18 protein-coding genes and 1 tRNA gene are annotated in these 15,521 nt (G+C 44.6%); 12 read left to right on the forward strand and 7 right to left on the reverse strand.

Features of this window, described 5'->3' with window-relative positions; translation table 11 throughout:
- Positions 1–89 precede the first annotated feature (89 nt).
- Complete coding sequence (locus HDC91_RS02780; RefSeq protein WP_183548256.1) at positions 90–1,469, reverse strand: dicarboxylate/amino acid:cation symporter; 1,380 nt, start codon at positions 1,467–1,469, stop codon at positions 90–92.
- A gap of 138 nt (positions 1,470–1,607) precedes the next feature.
- Between HDC91_RS02780 and HDC91_RS02785 the strand changes: the two genes are divergently transcribed.
- The 4 genes from HDC91_RS02785 to HDC91_RS02800 are packed head-to-tail and all read left to right on the forward strand — an operon-like array spanning position 1,608 to position 3,775.
- Positions 1,608–2,135 (forward strand): hypothetical protein, encoded by a 528-nt coding sequence (locus HDC91_RS02785; protein ID WP_183548257.1) that lies wholly within the window; start codon positions 1,608–1,610, stop codon positions 2,133–2,135.
- Positions 2,136–2,176: 41 nt separating this feature from the next.
- Positions 2,177–2,674, forward strand: a complete 498-nt coding sequence (locus HDC91_RS02790; protein ID WP_183548259.1) for an RNA polymerase sigma factor — start codon at positions 2,177–2,179, stop codon at positions 2,672–2,674.
- On the forward strand, positions 2,661–3,251 hold the full coding sequence (locus tag HDC91_RS02795) for a hypothetical protein (RefSeq protein WP_183548261.1): 591 nt from the start codon (positions 2,661–2,663) through the stop codon (positions 3,249–3,251). The genes HDC91_RS02790 and HDC91_RS02795 overlap by 14 nt, the downstream gene beginning before the upstream one ends.
- Positions 3,252–3,253: 2 nt before the next feature.
- Positions 3,254–3,775 (forward strand): GNAT family N-acetyltransferase, encoded by a 522-nt coding sequence (locus tag HDC91_RS02800; protein ID WP_183548263.1) that lies wholly within the window; start codon positions 3,254–3,256, stop codon positions 3,773–3,775.
- Positions 3,776–3,853: 78 nt separating this feature from the next.
- Here HDC91_RS02800 and dinB read toward each other — a convergent pair whose 3' ends face one another.
- Positions 3,854–5,038: a DNA polymerase IV gene (dinB, locus tag HDC91_RS02805; RefSeq protein WP_183548265.1), complete on the reverse strand. Its 1,185-nt coding sequence runs from the start codon at positions 5,036–5,038 to the stop codon at positions 3,854–3,856.
- 70 nt (positions 5,039–5,108) lie between these two features.
- Here dinB and HDC91_RS02810 point away from each other — a divergent pair, with 70 nt between their 5' ends.
- Entirely contained in the window at positions 5,109–5,708 is a 600-nt protein-coding gene (locus HDC91_RS02810; protein ID WP_183548268.1) for a 2'-5' RNA ligase family protein, read from the forward strand.
- Between the two features lie 50 nt (positions 5,709–5,758).
- On the opposite strand, the gene HDC91_RS02815 is transcribed toward HDC91_RS02810, so the two are convergent.
- On the reverse strand, positions 5,759–5,935 hold the full coding sequence (locus HDC91_RS02815) for a hypothetical protein (protein ID WP_183548270.1): 177 nt from the start codon (positions 5,933–5,935) through the stop codon (positions 5,759–5,761).
- 179 nt (positions 5,936–6,114) lie between these two features.
- On the opposite strand from HDC91_RS02815, the gene HDC91_RS02820 reads away from it, so the two are divergent.
- A complete protein-coding gene (locus HDC91_RS02820; RefSeq protein WP_183548272.1) occupies positions 6,115–6,588 on the forward strand; it encodes a DUF4112 domain-containing protein in 474 nt (157 codons plus the stop codon).
- Here HDC91_RS02820 and HDC91_RS02825 read toward each other — a convergent pair.
- Together HDC91_RS02825 and HDC91_RS02830 are read right to left on the reverse strand one after the other, a co-directional pair.
- The gene (locus tag HDC91_RS02825; protein ID WP_183548274.1) at positions 6,585–7,631 is read right to left on the reverse strand and encodes a DUF2235 domain-containing protein; all 1,047 of its coding nucleotides are present in this window, start codon (positions 7,629–7,631) and stop codon (positions 6,585–6,587) included. The genes HDC91_RS02820 and HDC91_RS02825 overlap by 4 nt on opposite strands.
- Before the next feature lie 10 nt (positions 7,632–7,641).
- Positions 7,642–8,631: an SH3 domain-containing protein gene (locus HDC91_RS02830; protein ID WP_183548276.1), complete on the reverse strand. Its 990-nt coding sequence runs from the start codon at positions 8,629–8,631 to the stop codon at positions 7,642–7,644.
- Between the two features lie 318 nt (positions 8,632–8,949).
- On the opposite strand from HDC91_RS02830, the gene HDC91_RS02835 reads away from it, so the two are divergent.
- From HDC91_RS02835 to HDC91_RS02855, 5 genes are all read left to right on the forward strand, one after another.
- Complete coding sequence (locus HDC91_RS02835; protein ID WP_183548278.1) at positions 8,950–9,342, forward strand: VOC family protein; 393 nt, start codon at positions 8,950–8,952, stop codon at positions 9,340–9,342.
- A 118-nt stretch (positions 9,343–9,460) separates the two neighbouring features.
- Entirely contained in the window at positions 9,461–10,312 is an 852-nt protein-coding gene (locus HDC91_RS02840) for a methylated-DNA--[protein]-cysteine S-methyltransferase (protein WP_183548280.1), read from the forward strand.
- 27 nt (positions 10,313–10,339) lie between these two features.
- Entirely contained in the window at positions 10,340–10,957 is a 618-nt protein-coding gene (locus HDC91_RS02845) for a hypothetical protein (protein WP_183548282.1), read from the forward strand.
- 48 nt (positions 10,958–11,005) lie between these two features.
- A complete protein-coding gene (locus HDC91_RS02850) occupies positions 11,006–11,392 on the forward strand; it encodes a hypothetical protein (protein ID WP_183548284.1) in 387 nt (128 codons plus the stop codon).
- 76 nt (positions 11,393–11,468) lie between these two features.
- Positions 11,469–11,840 (forward strand): DUF2200 domain-containing protein, encoded by a 372-nt coding sequence (locus HDC91_RS02855; protein ID WP_183548286.1) that lies wholly within the window; start codon positions 11,469–11,471, stop codon positions 11,838–11,840.
- A gap of 11 nt (positions 11,841–11,851) precedes the next feature.
- On the opposite strand, the gene HDC91_RS02860 is transcribed toward HDC91_RS02855, so the two are convergent.
- Together HDC91_RS02860 and HDC91_RS02865 are read right to left on the reverse strand one after the other, a co-directional pair.
- Positions 11,852–13,078 (reverse strand): MFS transporter, encoded by a 1,227-nt coding sequence (locus HDC91_RS02860; RefSeq protein WP_183548288.1) that lies wholly within the window; start codon positions 13,076–13,078, stop codon positions 11,852–11,854.
- A 150-nt stretch (positions 13,079–13,228) separates the two neighbouring features.
- A tRNA-His gene (locus HDC91_RS02865) sits at positions 13,229–13,302 on the reverse strand.
- Between the two features lie 108 nt (positions 13,303–13,410).
- Between HDC91_RS02865 and HDC91_RS02870 the strand changes: the two genes are divergently transcribed.
- Positions 13,411–15,513, forward strand: a complete 2,103-nt coding sequence (locus HDC91_RS02870) for a cation-translocating P-type ATPase (protein ID WP_183548290.1) — start codon at positions 13,411–13,413, stop codon at positions 15,511–15,513.
- The last annotated feature ends 8 nt before the right edge of the window (positions 15,514–15,521 follow it).

Genomic DNA, 15,521 nt, shown 5'->3' on the forward strand with positions numbered 1-15,521 from the left:
TTAAAGAATAAGATGGTAGTGTTACCGTTACACATTCAAATTTTGGATTGCAAAAGTAATCACCAGTTATCACTTCTCGAAATCAATAACTATTCCCCCGGTTCAAGTTCTCCCTCCCATTTGCTAACTACTGCGGTAGCCATGGCATTGCCCAAAACGTTAGTTGCCGAGCGGCCCATATCCAGCAACGGATCGATACCAATCAGCAAGGCCAAACCGGCTTCAGGAATGTTGAACATGGCTATGGTACCGGCGATTACTACCAGCGATGCACGGGGTACACCTGCAATACCCTTACTGGTAAGCATCAGAATAAGCAGCATGGATAATTGATGCTCAAACGAAAGATGGATATTATATGATTGCGCCAAAAACAGCGATGCGAAGGTCATATACATCATAGAGCCGTCCAGGTTGAATGAATACCCCAGCGGCAGCACAAAGCTCACTATCTTATTGTTGCAGCCAAAACGCTCAAGCTCCAGCAGCACCTTAGGATAGGCTGCCTCGCTTGTAGAAGTGCCGAAAGCTATCAGCATGGCATCTTTAATGCGGCCAACCAGCTTAAAGGCACGGCCTTTAATAACTACGGCGCCAGCCAGGATAATAACCAGCCACAGTATCACCAGCGAAAAATAAAACTCGCCGATAAATATGGCATAGGTTGATAATATGCCAAGGCCTTGTTTGGCAACCACCGCGGTAATAGCGCCAAATACCGCCAAAGGCGCAAGCTGCATTACGTACCCGGTTATTTTTAATATTACATGGGCAAAGGCATCCATAGCTTTTATAACAATATGGCCTTTTTCGCCAATTGCGGCCGTGCCTACACCAAAAAACAACGAGAATACAACTATCTGCAATATTTCGTTAGTGGCCATGGCCTCGATAAAGCTTGTAGGGAAAACGTGGCCTATAAAATCGCGTAGCGATAGGGCAGTTTTTTGTATGCCGGTAGAAAGATGGCTGTCTGGCAGTGGTAAATGCATGGCTTCGCCCGGTTTAAAAAAATTAACCAGCACCATACCCAATAGTAACGATACAAGTGTGGCGCTTAAAAACCAAAGCAGTGTTTTACCGCCTATGCGCCCAACCGCTTTTATATCCCCTACCTTGGCAACCCCTACCACAAGTGTGGTAAATACCAGCGGGGCCACTATCATTTTTATCAGTTTCAAAAAAATATCGCTGAGTATAGTAAAGCCAACCAGTTTATCCTCGCGTGTGGTACTGCTTGCCTTACGGATGGTTACCATGTCGTTACGCTCTGCTTTTAATGCTTTGTAACTTGCGGTAGTAGTATCTTTACTTGCAAACAATTGCTCATCTATTGTTTTTATATTTACATCGGCGGTGTTAATTTTGGTATTAATGTCGTTAATAACCGTAGCATTGTAAATATAACCGGCTATTACGCCTAATATTAACGCTAAAAAAATGTAAAGGGTAAGTTTGCTCTTCTGCATGTGTTTAATTGGTGCCGCAAAACTACAAATTTTTATAACTATTAGTCTTACCCCACCCTTTTGGGCCAGAAAAGGCTTAAAATATTTGCCCTTACAATGGCAGATTTTGAAGAGCCTATATAAACTATTTATACAACAATGAGTATTACTACCTATAGCCTACAGCAAATAAAAAAGGAATTACAGCATTTGCCGTCGGAGCAGCTGGCTGAATTATGCCTTAGGCTTGTGCGATATAAAAAAGAGAATAAAGAGTTATTGGCCTACCTGATGTTTGAATCGGACAACGAGCAGGATTTTATTGAAAGCGTAAAAGCCGAAGCCGGATTTATGTTTAGCCAGTTGCCCTCGCAAAGCTATTTTACGGCCAAGGGTTTGCGTAAAATATTAAAGATGCTTACCAAATACACCAAATTTGTTGGCAATAAAACCGCTGAGATAGAGCTGCTTTTAAACTTTTGTCAAAATTACCTGCAATATGTGATAAAGCAAACATCACATAAGCCCATACGGCTTATATTGATAAGGCAGGTAGAGAAAGTGCGGGCCTCAATAGGCAAACTGCACGAAGATCTGCAATTTGATTACAGTCAGGAGTATAACAACCTGCTGGACGATGCGGATAGCAAACTGCCCTGGTTTAATAAAAAAAGTTACCCGTTGTAACATTAAAGGCGTTAATTTGTCAAATTATAAATAACTATTAGGTGGCAGACAGAGAAGACGCTTTCCGCAAAATTTACGAAGCCAATTCAAAGAAAATTTACCATTTGTGCTATGGTTATACCGGCGATGATGACGCCGCCAACGACCTGTTGCAGGAAACTTTTTTAAAAGTTTGGCAAAACCTGCATAAGTTTCGTAACCAGGCGCTTATTTCCACCTGGATATATCGCATAGCGGTAAACACCTGCCTAACCTATTTACGATCGGAAAAACGACAGGCCAAAGACGAACTTACCCCGGCAATCGCTGAGAATAAACGCGAGGAGTTTTCAGAAAAGAACGAGCAGGTTGCTTTGCTGTATAAATGCATATCAAAACTGGAAGAGTCAGAAAGAATTATCATAACAATGGTACTTGACGAAGTGCCTTACCCCGAAATTGCAGAAGTATCGGGTATATCAGAGGGGAATTTGCGGGTGAAAATATATCGCATTAAACAAAAATTGACAGAGTTATACAATCAATATGAAAGACTTTGATCATTTAATGTCGGTTTGGCAGGGGCAGCCAAAGCAGGAAAAGCTTTCAGTGGATGAAGTGCTTAAGCAGGTGAAGAAAGGGATACGCGGATTAACAAGCCGCATATATTGGAGCATTGTGGCCATGATAGTAATTATAGCGTTCGCTTTTATAATTATGCTGTTCGGCGCATTTAGCTCGTGGATTACGACCGTAGGTATTTTAATAGTATTGGTAACTATGCTGATGTACCTGGGCCTTATTGTGAGGCATTACCATATATTAAGCAAGCGCGATGCCACTCTTAACCCATCAGAATATTTAGATAGTCTTAAAGCGTACCAAAAAAACCGCACTAAGGTTATCGGGTGGTTCTATTATATTTACACCCTGCTTATCAGTGCGGGCCTTGCGTTATATTTTGTTGAGGTGTTGCAAAACGCGTCGACGATTTTTAAGGGCGTAACATACGCATCAATCATTATATGGTTCCTGTTCACTACTTTTTATCTCAAACCCCGGATGTTTAAGAACGAGGAGGAGAAACTGAACCTGATGATAGATCGCCTGGTGCGCCTTCAGGACCAATTTGATTGATAATGCCTGTTGCTGTTGAAATAAAAAGAGTAACCATAGATGATATTGAGGCTTTGCTTACCCTTAGCCGCAAAACATTTTTTGACGCTTTTTTGCACCGCAACAACCCCGCTGATATGGAGGCCTATGCATCCACCGCTTTTACCGTAACCCGTTTTCAGGAAGAACTTATCAACCCTCATTCGGAATTTTATTTCGCTATTGCCGATAACGCTTTAGCAGGTTACATAAAACTGAATTTTAACGCCGCGCAAACCGACCTGCAAGATAACAATGCGCTGGAAGTGGAGCGTATATACATTTTACAGCAATACCAGGGCAGGCAAATAGGAAAGCATCTGCTCGATTTCGCCGCAGAAAAGGCTATCAACAACGGGCTTAGCTATATATGGCTTGGTGTTTGGGAGCATAATGCCAAGGCGATAAGCTTTTACCATAACAACGGCTTTACACAGTTCGGCAGCCACCCATTTAGGTTAGGTAATGACGAACAGACGGATATTTTGATGAAAAAGAAAGTGTAAATGTGCAGGTGCGAGGATCTGTAAATGTGTAAATGCACGCAAACACGTCAGTGATCTGCACGTCTGCATATCCACTCCCTACCCTCTCAAAAACGGGTTAAAGGAGCGCGCGCCAATCTCCATGCCTGCAGCGCGGCAAATAGTTTTATCGCCAAACCTAAAGTTAATGTTATCCATAGCCTGGTACAGCTTTATGCGTTCCTCGTTATCCTCAAAAAGGTTTATCTGGTAACTGCCCGTACACAGGTTGCTTAGCCTTACGCCTATCAGGCGGATTGGCCGGTGCTGGTTCCAGGCGCTTTTCAACAGGTTTTTTATGCCCGGTATCAGTATATGTTCGGCGGCCGTTAGTGCAATTTTTTGCTGCTGTGTGTGGGTTTCAAAATTGGCGTAACGTATCTTAATAGCCAGGCACGACGCCACCTTGTTCTCGCGCCGCAGTTTGCCTGCCAGTTCTTCGGTCATGCTTACCAAAATGTTTTCAAGTGTGCGCAGGTCTTTGACATCATTATGGAAGGTGTGTTCGGTTGAAATAGATTTACGATCGCTGTGCGGGATGATCTCGCTGTCGTCAATACCGTTTGCCTTGTTATAAATATATAAACCCATCTTACCGAAAACCGCCTCTAAAAACTTTAGGTTCACCCGCTGCAGGTCGCCTATCTTTTCAATGCCATACCTATATAGCTTTTGGCAGGTACTTTCGCCAAGTCCGGGTATCTTGCTGATGTTGAGCGGAGCTAAAAACTCTTTCTCTTTACCGGGTTGTATCCAAAGTTGCCCATTGGGTTTTGCCTGGTTTGTAGCCATCTTGGCTACTGTTTTGCCGGATGCCATCCCGAAAGAAATAGGGAGCCCCGTTTCTGCGATCACCTTTTGGCGAAGTTCGGTAGCCAGCCTGTACGGGTCATGATATCGCTCCATACCGCTCAGGTCGATATAAAATTCGTCTACTGATGATTTTTGATACAACGGCACCATGTCATGAATGATCTGCGTAACCTCGCGCGACGCTTCGGAATAGCGCCCATGGGTGCCGTGTATTACAATAGCATGCGGACAAAGCTTAAGCGCTTGCCGTGTAGGCATAGCCGAATGTACACCAAATTTACGCGCTTCATAACTGCACGAGGCCACTACGCCCCTATCCGCAGAGCCGCCTATAATAACAGCCTTGCCGATAAGCGAGGGGTTGAATTTCCGCTCTACTGACACGAAAAACGAATCGAGGTCGATATGTACAATATGCCGCTGAGCATCCATACACAAATATGAAAATATAATTTGAATTACTAAAATTATTAGCAAAATTTGTAGACCGATTTTCACCGATATGAACAGTTACATCGATTACCTTTTCCTGCTTTCGCCGCCTCAAACCATCAAGGAACTAATTGGCAAATATAAAATGGCTTCGGTAAAGCATATCGGCAGTTATAAAAGCATGGGGTCTCCGGCGCATATTTCTATTATGCATGCCGAGCGGCAAAAGCCCTTTTACGCCTCCACTACGATTGCAAAGGTTGAAGCCCGCCTCAACAGTATGCCTCCGGTATTACTCCATATAGACGGTTTTAAGTATTTCACGCATGTGCACGATCAATACACTATTTATGCGCATATCCGAATTACCCCGGCGGTTGATGCGTGGTTTGCCTTGATAAAGAAACATCTGGAAATAAAGAAGGGTTTGATACCTCACATAACGGTAGTACGGAACATACCGGCGAGTGATTTTAACACCTTATGGCCTCATTTTAGACATAAACGTGTGGTAGAGCCGTTCTGGATAGACGAATTGAAGATTGTAACGCGCGAAACTTTTGGTGGTATGGCCGGATGGCAACCATTTAAAACGGTGCAATTTAAAGGGGCTAACCTGCTGTTGCCTAAGGACGACCTTACAAGCAGAACGCAAGTAAAGTTATTTTAACGGCAAAAAAATGCCCTTATTATTTTTAAGGGCATTAACCAACATTGATATTATTTTTTTTGCTGCGGTTTATGTGCACCGTCCCGGCTGGACGTTTGATCTGAGCGTTGCGCGCCCCCGTTGCTGATACCTTTTTGCTTTTGTGCTTCCCTGGCATCCGTAAACGCGCGGTCGGCGGTAGACGAACCTTGTCCGGTTACATTATTCTTTGAATCTTGGGTTTTCATAACAGATGTATTTTGGTTAAACAATGGGCTTAACAGCCTTTAGTATACCTATGCAACAACTGTGCCTGTAAAGTACTTTTATATAGTTTACGGTAAAAGAAATTGCGGCCCCAACCTTGATCCTTGTTTTAATAACGGGAATATAAAACAAAAATCGGGCTTGTTCATTCCTTACTATCATGGACAGATCGAAACAGGTTATGTTAACCGGGCAGCTAAAGTGGGTAGAGCGCATAGCGTCGGTAATGGACGATAAATTCAGGGTGCCGGGTACAAACTTTCGCTTTGGGCTCGATCCTGTTCTTAACCTTATACCCTTCGCGGGAGACATATCGGGTTTTGTGGTATCGGCGGCACTATTATATGTTATGTCCAAAAACGGCGTAAGCCGCAAAGTCCTCATTCTTATGGCGATAAACATCAGTATTGACGCAGCAGTGGGCGCTATCCCCCTTTTAGGGCAGATCTCTGATTTTTATATCAAGGCAAATACCCGTAACATACAATTGTTGAAAGAGCATTACCAGGAAGGTAAACACACCGGCAGCGGTAATGGCGTTATCGTCATCATCATTATTGTGTTATTAATCGTTTTAAGCGCAGTGTTATATGTAAGTTATATATCGCTGAGGTGGTTATTCACGCAGTTTTAAGTTGCCGCGCTATTACGCATATCATTCTTAAGGTTCACCGGGATGTATCCAATATTGGCATCAACACGCTCAAATACCGAAGGATGTACACTTTCGGCCGCGCGGGGCGTACTGAGCAGCTTACGCACAAACTGCCCTAATATTGAAAAAGGCAACGTGTTTGAGTTGTACAAACGCCCCTTGTTATTTGGCCGCACTTCGTCATCTACATATCCCTCCTCAAAACTCAAGCCCGCGCCTTTTGCTTTTGCAATCATCCAATGCAAAGCGATATCACTTAACCCTTCGTCCGGATAACCACCGCCAATGTTAGAGTGCACACCTGTAAACCAGCGCTGCTCAAACACCTGTTTGATGCCATTGTCCTGCACACTTTTGCTTTGCTGCCATAAAGTAGGTATGAAATTTTTACGACGCTCATCAATGGCCAGCGCATGATACGCATAGTCTACATAACTGCTTAAGGTAGTGTCATGAAACTCGTACCTCTTTCTGTTATAAAATAGCTTCACTGGTACGCCCAGGGCACCCACGGTATCCCATACGCCAATAAACTTAATGCGCACTTCAGGCTGGCTATGTTTTTCCCTGAATTCCCGCGCAATGTCGCCATCGGGATGTTTGGCCTTGTCCCCGCGGTCGCGGTACATATCGTAAGCCTGCTGTATCAGCCGCAGATTGTTATTTTTAACCAGGCCGGCCGTTCTGATAAGCCCGGCAAGGCTGCGCACCGTATACGCCCCCCTGCTAAACCCAAACAGGAATATCTCGTCCCCGATCTCATAATTCCAAATGATGAACTTATAAGCGTCAAGTATATTATCGTCTAAACCACGGCCGGTGGCGCCGTCAATCATCCGGCTAAGCTTTGTGCCGCTTGATCCGACGCCCTGATCGTAAAACTTTATTTGTTTAATGTGATTTTCATCCTCATTGCAAATAGCTTCAAAAATCTTTTGCACGTTTGTGCGCACAATTTCACCTTCGCAAATATCGCCGGGTTTGTTCCAGGTGCCATCGCTGCAAACTATAATTCTTTTCATGGCTTTTTTGTTAAGCAAATACCAAATAATCCTTACTTACCCACCGGTCGTCCATGTTAACCTTACACCAGCCATCCTGTTCCTTTACAATAAACAGCTCCTGGCCTTTTGTGTACGAACCCAGTTTCTGGAACGTCGTGCCCGGGCCGCTCCGCGCATTAAGCGTGTCGGCTTTTACTGTCGCCCTTTTTACATCGGTAGTGTATTTGCCCAGTACCCAATGCTCCTGGCTACCCGATATTTTATACCAGCCGTTAGTTTCTTTGTAAACCCGTAATATAGCGCCCAATGCCGCTGCATCCCTGTCTGTAGCTTTGGGGCTTGAAGCATCGGGTTTGGTACGTATATTTAATGACGATGCTGTTACGCTTACATACTTTAACACGGCGTTGGCCGAATTAACGGGTGCGGCCGGCGCACCGGCTTGTGTCACCAGGGGCAAAAAGTTCGCGATGCAGTCGGCTACCTTATTGCCACCAAAAAAGCTGGTTCCCGGGCATGTTTTGTTGTTTTTTGTGCCGTTGTTGCGTTCGCCGGTACTGAGGTCGAACCAGTGATGATACACAATGCTGTTGGTATTTACGGGCAGGCGGAAACGTTTGCAAAGCTTTGCTGTAATACGAATGATAGTATCGCGGTGAGCCGGGGCCATCGCATCTTTACCCGAATCGAAATTCCCAAGGTTTTCTATGCAAATGGCGTTAGCGTTCTGACCGACTATACACGCCGGTGACTTTTCAAGCGAACGGCCGGTCATGATAGTGCCATCGGGGAACGTAGTAAAGTGCTGCCCGATATCGCTCCAGCCATTTGCATTTACGTGGTAATTTTTCATGCCCTGTTGCAATGCGAAGTGATTGCTACCGTTGAATTGGGTGTAGGCAGGGCTATAAGTGTGGTGTTCCTGTATGGTTAAAACAGTGCGCGCCAGTTGCCGGGCATCTATCCAGGTTTCAAATTCCTGGATGCTCATTAATGTAAAACCGAATTTTGTTGTCATGATAATGTGTTTTAGGTGATGTAAGCTTCTTTTGCAGTTAACTGCATGATTATTAGTTTGATATACTAATATCGACAACTTTGGGAAGTATTATATCATGTTGTTATTTTTTATTTTAAAGGATATTTGATAATTACAGGCGGTGTTTTCTGGTAAAATATTTTACTTATATACCGGATATAGGATTTGCTTATGTGTGAAAATTGCCGGAAATTGCAGGTAGTATTGTATATAAATATTTAGTATTAAACCTACCGTAACAGAGCGGCAGGCAGACAATTATATCACACTTGATTACTATCACAATCTCCTGAAATTATGAAAAAAGTAACCGGCCTTGGCGGCGTTTTTTTTAAATGCGATGACCCGAAAGGCATGAACGAATGGTATTCAAAAAACCTTGGATTGGCTACCAGCGACTATGGAACCACTTTTGAATGGCGCCATGCCGACGATCCCTCAAAAAGCGGGTCTACTTCCTGGTGTACCTTTCCGCAGAATACCGAATACTTTAACCCGTCGGCAAAGCCGTTTATGATCAATTACCGTGTCGAGGATCTGGCGGCCCTGGTAGAGGAACTCAAAAAGGAAAATGTGACCATTGTTGACGAGATCGCTGAATATGATTACGGCAAATTTGTACATGTGCTTGATCCTGAAGGGAACATCATCGAACTTTGGGAACCAAAAGACGATGAAGCGGCCGGCTAATCGTAATTCAAGCATCGGCGCCTTCTGCCGGTGTGGTTTTAAAGCGAAAACTGAGCAATAAACGGGTTGCCGGGCCATGGCTGCCGGGGTAATTTTGTTGTATAAAAGTCAGAATTTTATGAAAACACAACAGGAATTAGATTACAACCGTATAGCCCGGGCCATAAGCTATTTTAAAGAGAACTATAAAAAACAACCCGGTTTAGAAGAAGTTGCCGGGCACGTTCATCTCAGTCCCTTTCATTTTCAGCGCATGTTTAAAGACTGGGCGGGCGTAACCCCGAAACAGTTTCTGCAGTACCTGAGTATAGAGCACGCCAAGCAAATATTAAAAAATACCGGTGCTAACCTGCTTGATACCGCTTACCACACCGGCCTATCGGGTACCGGCAGGCTTTACGATCTTTTTGTGAAGGTAGAGGGTATGACTCCCGGAGAGTATAAGAACGGTGGTGCCGCCTTAAACATCAATTACTCGTTTGCCGATACGCCATTTGGTAAGGTTATCGTCGCGTCGACCCATAAAGGTATCTGCCATATGGCTTTTACCGATGATGGCGAAGAAAGCGCCTTTAACCTTTTGAAAAGAAATTTTCCTAATGCGCAGTACAGCCAATTGGTTGATATGACACAGCAAAACGCTTTGTATATTTTTAATCAGGACTGGCAGCATCTTGACGAGATCAAATTACATCTGAAAGGTACCGATTTCCAGATCAAAGTGTGGGAGGCCTTACTTAAAGTTCCGGCAGGCGGGCTTACTACCTATGCTGCGCTGGCCGTTAAATCGGGCAGTATAAATGCTTCAAGGGCGGTTGGGTCGGCAGTGGCAAGCAACCCGGTGGCTTTTTTAATACCCTGTCACCGGGTGATCCGGTCCACAGGCGAAATTGGACAGTATCATTGGGGGGCGACGCGAAAAAATGCCATTATTGGCTGGGAAGCCGCTTTAAAGGAAAGCGCGGCCTGAAATATTGCAGTATAAAGAACAAAAACCATGTTACAAAACCGGGTTGATCCGTTTGGCTCGATCATTAAAACTCCGGCGCGTGGCGCCTGGCTGGGCAACCGTGGCGTTATTCACAATGCGCGGCAGCAAATTGTGCGGCCTTACAAGCTAAAGGCCTGGATCACCTGCGCACTTAACTTTAAAGGCCGCCACCGCCAGATAATGCAGCCTGACCGGTGGACGGAACTTTTTTTTCTTGACGAAGCCACCGCCTTCTCGGCCGGCCACCGCCCCTGCGCCGAATGCCGTTACCCCGACAATCGGCGTTTTAAAAATTATTGGCTCAAAGGGAACCCGCAATACGGTTTTGATATGAAAACACCCCTGAAACAAATAGATGATATTATCCATGCAGAACGTATAGCTACCGACAAGTCGAAAATTACCTATAGCAACAACTTGCACACATTACCAAATGGTACGTTTGTATCTTTGCAAGGTAATGCCTACCTGGTAAATAACAAACAACTGTACTTATGGTCGCCGGGAGGATATGACCTGCCTATACCCTGCCCCGATGCAGGTGAGGTATCGGTATTAACGCCGCGATCTTTTGTAAACATGTTTACCGCTGGGTATGTGCCGCAGATGGCTGTCGTTCAATAGCAATATATCTGTTATAAAACAATTTATCCGGTAATTCATTATTGTAACATGATAACAGTAATAGGCATATTTGATGATGCGAACCTTGCCGAAGAGGTAAGCTTATATCTTTTAGGAAACGGATTTACAAATGAAACGGTTGATGTACATACGCACGGCGACCAGCCCGACGACCATGATCGCGTGGGTGGCTTTTTCAACCACCTGATAGATGACGAAAAACAAGCGGAGCATTTTGCATCGCTGGGCCGCCGTGGCTCTATCGTAACTGTTCACGCGGTTTCGGCCCGCGAAGCCCAGGAAGCCGCTGACGCCCTAAATAATTATGGTGCGATAGATGTGAACGCTTCAGATGATAGCCCGTCGCACAGCCAAATGATAGAGCGTATTGTTACCGATGATAAAAGATTAAGGGGCAGCTACCCTATTGCCTGACCAATATCCCTATTTAACCACCGGTTTTAAGATATTTTATTTACTTTGGGTATTTGAAACCTTCGCCTAAAATAAAATGAACACCACCGATAAACACAACGATAGAATCGCTAACATGACCTTTTCTTCAGTATATCCAATGTACGTAAAAAAGGTGGAGGCGAAAGGCCGGACCGAAGAAGAATTGCAGCAGGTCATTACCTGGCTGACCGGTTTCGATAATACAAAGTTACAGGAATTGATCGACAAAAAGGTAACCTTCCATCAATTTTTTCAAATGGCGACGCTAAATCCAAACGCAGGCCTCATTACCGGTTTGATTTGCGGATATCGAATAGAAGATATTGAAAACCCGTTAACAAAGCAGGTTAGATACCTGGATAAACTGGTAGACGAGTTGGCAAAAGGCAAAAAAATGGAGAAGATATTACGGAAGGAAGAAGCATAGCCGACTTCCTGTTAGTACGCCAGTTTTTTCCTGATCAAAACTAAAAGACCTGTTATTATTAAACCTAAAACAATATACCCTACGGCCAGCGACGATTGATCCGTAATAGTTATGAAGCTTAACAAGCCCGATACCGTTACAGAAGTTACCAGGTATGCACCTCCGCTGGTTAACCCGCTTGCTACCCCGGCATTAAGCGGAAAACGCGTTAAACAATAGGTAAAGAAGATATTGTAAATACAGCCGCCAATAACGGTTGTCGGAATTACAAACAGCAGCAGCAATAATAGCCCGTTTTGTTCGGCAGCGAAAATGTACATCAGTGTTATTACAACCAATTGGCACAAGTTTGCCCACATAAGCCTTGTAAACAAGTTGCCGCTTTTGATAGTTTTACCTGCAATACCACCAACAAACAGCGACAGGCCCGAAAGCAGCGCGCAATAACCCGTGGTAACCGACGACAGGTGAAACTTATGCTCGACAATAAAAGGCGCCGACATGGTAAATATTAAAACCATAGCGAAACAGATACCCAGTATTATTATGCCCAAACTAAAATCCACCGACGATACAAGGTTGCGATAAACCTTAAATATCGACCGCAGATGAAAAGGCTGTTTTATTTTTATCGATTCGCCACTAAAAAAGAACTCCAATAAAAACATCACCAGGCCATACACCCCCAATACCACAAAATTGTATTGCCAGCCAAAACTTTTTTGAATGTAGCCGCCAAAAAAAGGTGCCAGTATAGGCGCCGTAGCCCAAATGATAGATAACATGCTGGTGTAGTGCCGTTGCTTTTCGCCCGTGTACACATCAACAAAAAAAGCCCTTTTGCCTACTATGATAAAAGCAGTTGCTGTGCCCTGCAGCACGCGCATCAAATACACCAGGTGAATATTGGTAGTGAATATAATAACTGCATTGCTTAAGGCAAATACAAGCAGGGCAGCCAGGTTTATACGATAACGGCCAAAGCTGTCTACAATAGAGCCAACAAATAATTGCGAAATGCCATAGCTTAACAAAAAACAGATGATGGTATATTGTATCCCTGCCGAGTTGGTATGAAAAGCGCTGGCCATACCCGGGAATGAAGGGATGTAAACGTCTGTTGCCAAGCCCGATAGCGGTACCAGCGCGAACGCCAGTAAGGTTGCCCGCCTACGGTTGCCATCGTTAATTTGTGTGTGGGATACAGTATTTGCGGGTAACCCGTTGTTTGTAGTCATGAAAGTCTCTTTTCGATGGCGGGCAAAGTTAGCCGACCGGGCGGTTAATTATTTAAGTGTCGAAGATTTTGACAAAGCGCCAACAATTATTAAACGCCGTAGAGATATATAAACAAAAAACGCCCCTCATTTTGCATGAGAGGCGTTGCGGGTAAATGATGGGGCTCGAACCCACGACCCTCGGTACCACAAACCGATGCTCTAACCAACTGAGCTACATCTACCGTGTTTGGAGGTTGCAAAAATAGAAATCTTACGCCAATTTGCAAAGCATTTTTTAAAATTACACTAAGCTTACCCGTTTAAACGGCCTACCGGTTAATTTTGTAATTATGGCAGAGCAATTAGTGGAGTTGAATGTTACCGGGATGCATTGCAACAACTGTGCAATGAGTATCCATAAGTTATTGGAGAAGAAAGGCTTGCACAATGTGTTGGTTAGCTTCGCCTCCGAAGAAGTGAAATTCAGCACTCCCGACCAGTCTATTCTGCCCCAGATCATCAAAGATATCGAAGGCCTCGGATTTAAGGTTGTTGACGAAGAAAATGCACAGCCAACACCATTTTATGACAAGGTGGAGAATAAATTCATCTTCAGCGCAATATTTACCGCCCCCTTATTGCTACACATGGTTTTGCCATGGCACTTTCTGCATAACCATATTGTACAATTAATACTATGCCTGCCCGTTTTTATTGTGGGTTGCCTGCATTTTGGTAAAAGTGCCTATAGCTCGTTAAAAAACGGTGTTCCTAATATGGATGTACTGATATTTATCGGTTCAACATCAGCCTTTATATATAGTCTGGTAGGTAGTATCCAAAATCTGGGCGGGCATTACCTTTTTTACGAAACCTGCGCAACCATCATTACCCTGGTATTACTTGGTAACGTGCTTGAAAAGCGGTCGGTAAACCAAACTACTTCGGCGGTAAAGGACCTGATGAAGTTTCAGCAGGTAATGGCTAACCGCGTTGTTAACGGCAGCATTGAAGTGATTGGCGCCAAAGAGGTGTTATCCGGCGATACCCTTTTGGTTAACGAAGGCGACCAGGTGCCCGTGGACGGCGAAATACTATCGGGCGATGCGCTGGTGAACGAAGCCATGATAACCGGCGAAAGCATCCCGGTAAGTAAAGGAAAGTATGATAAGGTTATTGGAGGCACTATTGTGCAGCAGGGCAATATCCGTATAATGGCAACAAAAGTTGGTTCAAACAGTACGCTTTCGCAGATCATCGATCTGATGAAGAAAGCCCAGGCCGCCAAGCCCCCGGTTCAAAAGCTGGGCGATAAGGTGGCGGCGATATTTGTGCCGGTGGTAATTGTAATAGCCCTGCTTACATTTCTGATCACTTACTTTGCAACAGATGCAGGCGTGCAAAATTCTATTATGAATGCTATTGCCGTTATGGTGATCTCGTGCCCGTGTGCAATGGGTTTGGCTACGCCTACCGCCGTAATGGTTGGCTTGGGTAGGGCCGCTAAAAATGGGATACTGATAAAAGGCGGCGATACGATTGAAGCAGTTGCCAACACTAAATATGTATTGTTTGACAAAACCGGTACGTTAACTACCGGTAAATTCAGCATCACCGAAATAAAGCCCGAAGAAGGTTTTACCATGGAACAGATACGCGGCGTGATAACCGCCATTGAAGAACGCTCTAACCACCCTATCGCCAAATCGCTGGTGAGCGGCTTGCAGGCGCAGCCTCAGCAAAAAATAATATTGCGCAGCGCGACCGAAGAAAAAGGCCTGGGCATGCGCGCCGAAGATATAGATGGCAATAACTATTTTTTAGGTACGGCCAAACATAAAACCCCCGATCATTTTAACCTCACCCTGTACCGCAACCAGGTACGGATGGCGCAAATAGCCGTTGATGATACCATAAAGCCTAATGCAATAAATTTGATATCCCAATTAAAGAAGTCGGGTATTACCCCTGTGCTGGTAAGTGGTGATAAAACGTTGCGCTGTTCAATACTTGCGGCAACCTTGGGTATTAAAGAGGTACATGCCGAGATGCTGCCTGATGATAAGCTGAAAGTGGTTGATATGTACCGCAAAAAGGGCAAAACCATAATGATAGGCGACGGTATAAACGATGCCCCTGCCCTTACCCAGGCAGATGTGGGCGTATCTATGAACGATGCCAGCCAAATTGCCATGCAATCGGCTAAGGTGATATTGCTTAACACCGATCTGCAATCGGTAGTAACCTTTCTGCAAATAAGCAGGCACACCCTGCTTACCATCAAACAAAACCTGTTTTGGGCTTTTGCCTATAATATCATAGCTATACCCGTAGCTGCGCTGGGTTTTCTGAACCCGATAATAGGCGCCCTTGCCATGGCGTTCTCGGATGTAATTGTGATTGGAAACTCCTTAAGGTTGAAGGTAAAAAAGGTGAGCCACCCGGGCTCCTGAAGGTAAGC

This window comes from Mucilaginibacter sp. AK015 (genome assembly GCF_014200785.1).
In the GTDB taxonomy this organism is placed as follows: Bacteria; Bacteroidota; Bacteroidia; order Sphingobacteriales; family Sphingobacteriaceae; genus Mucilaginibacter.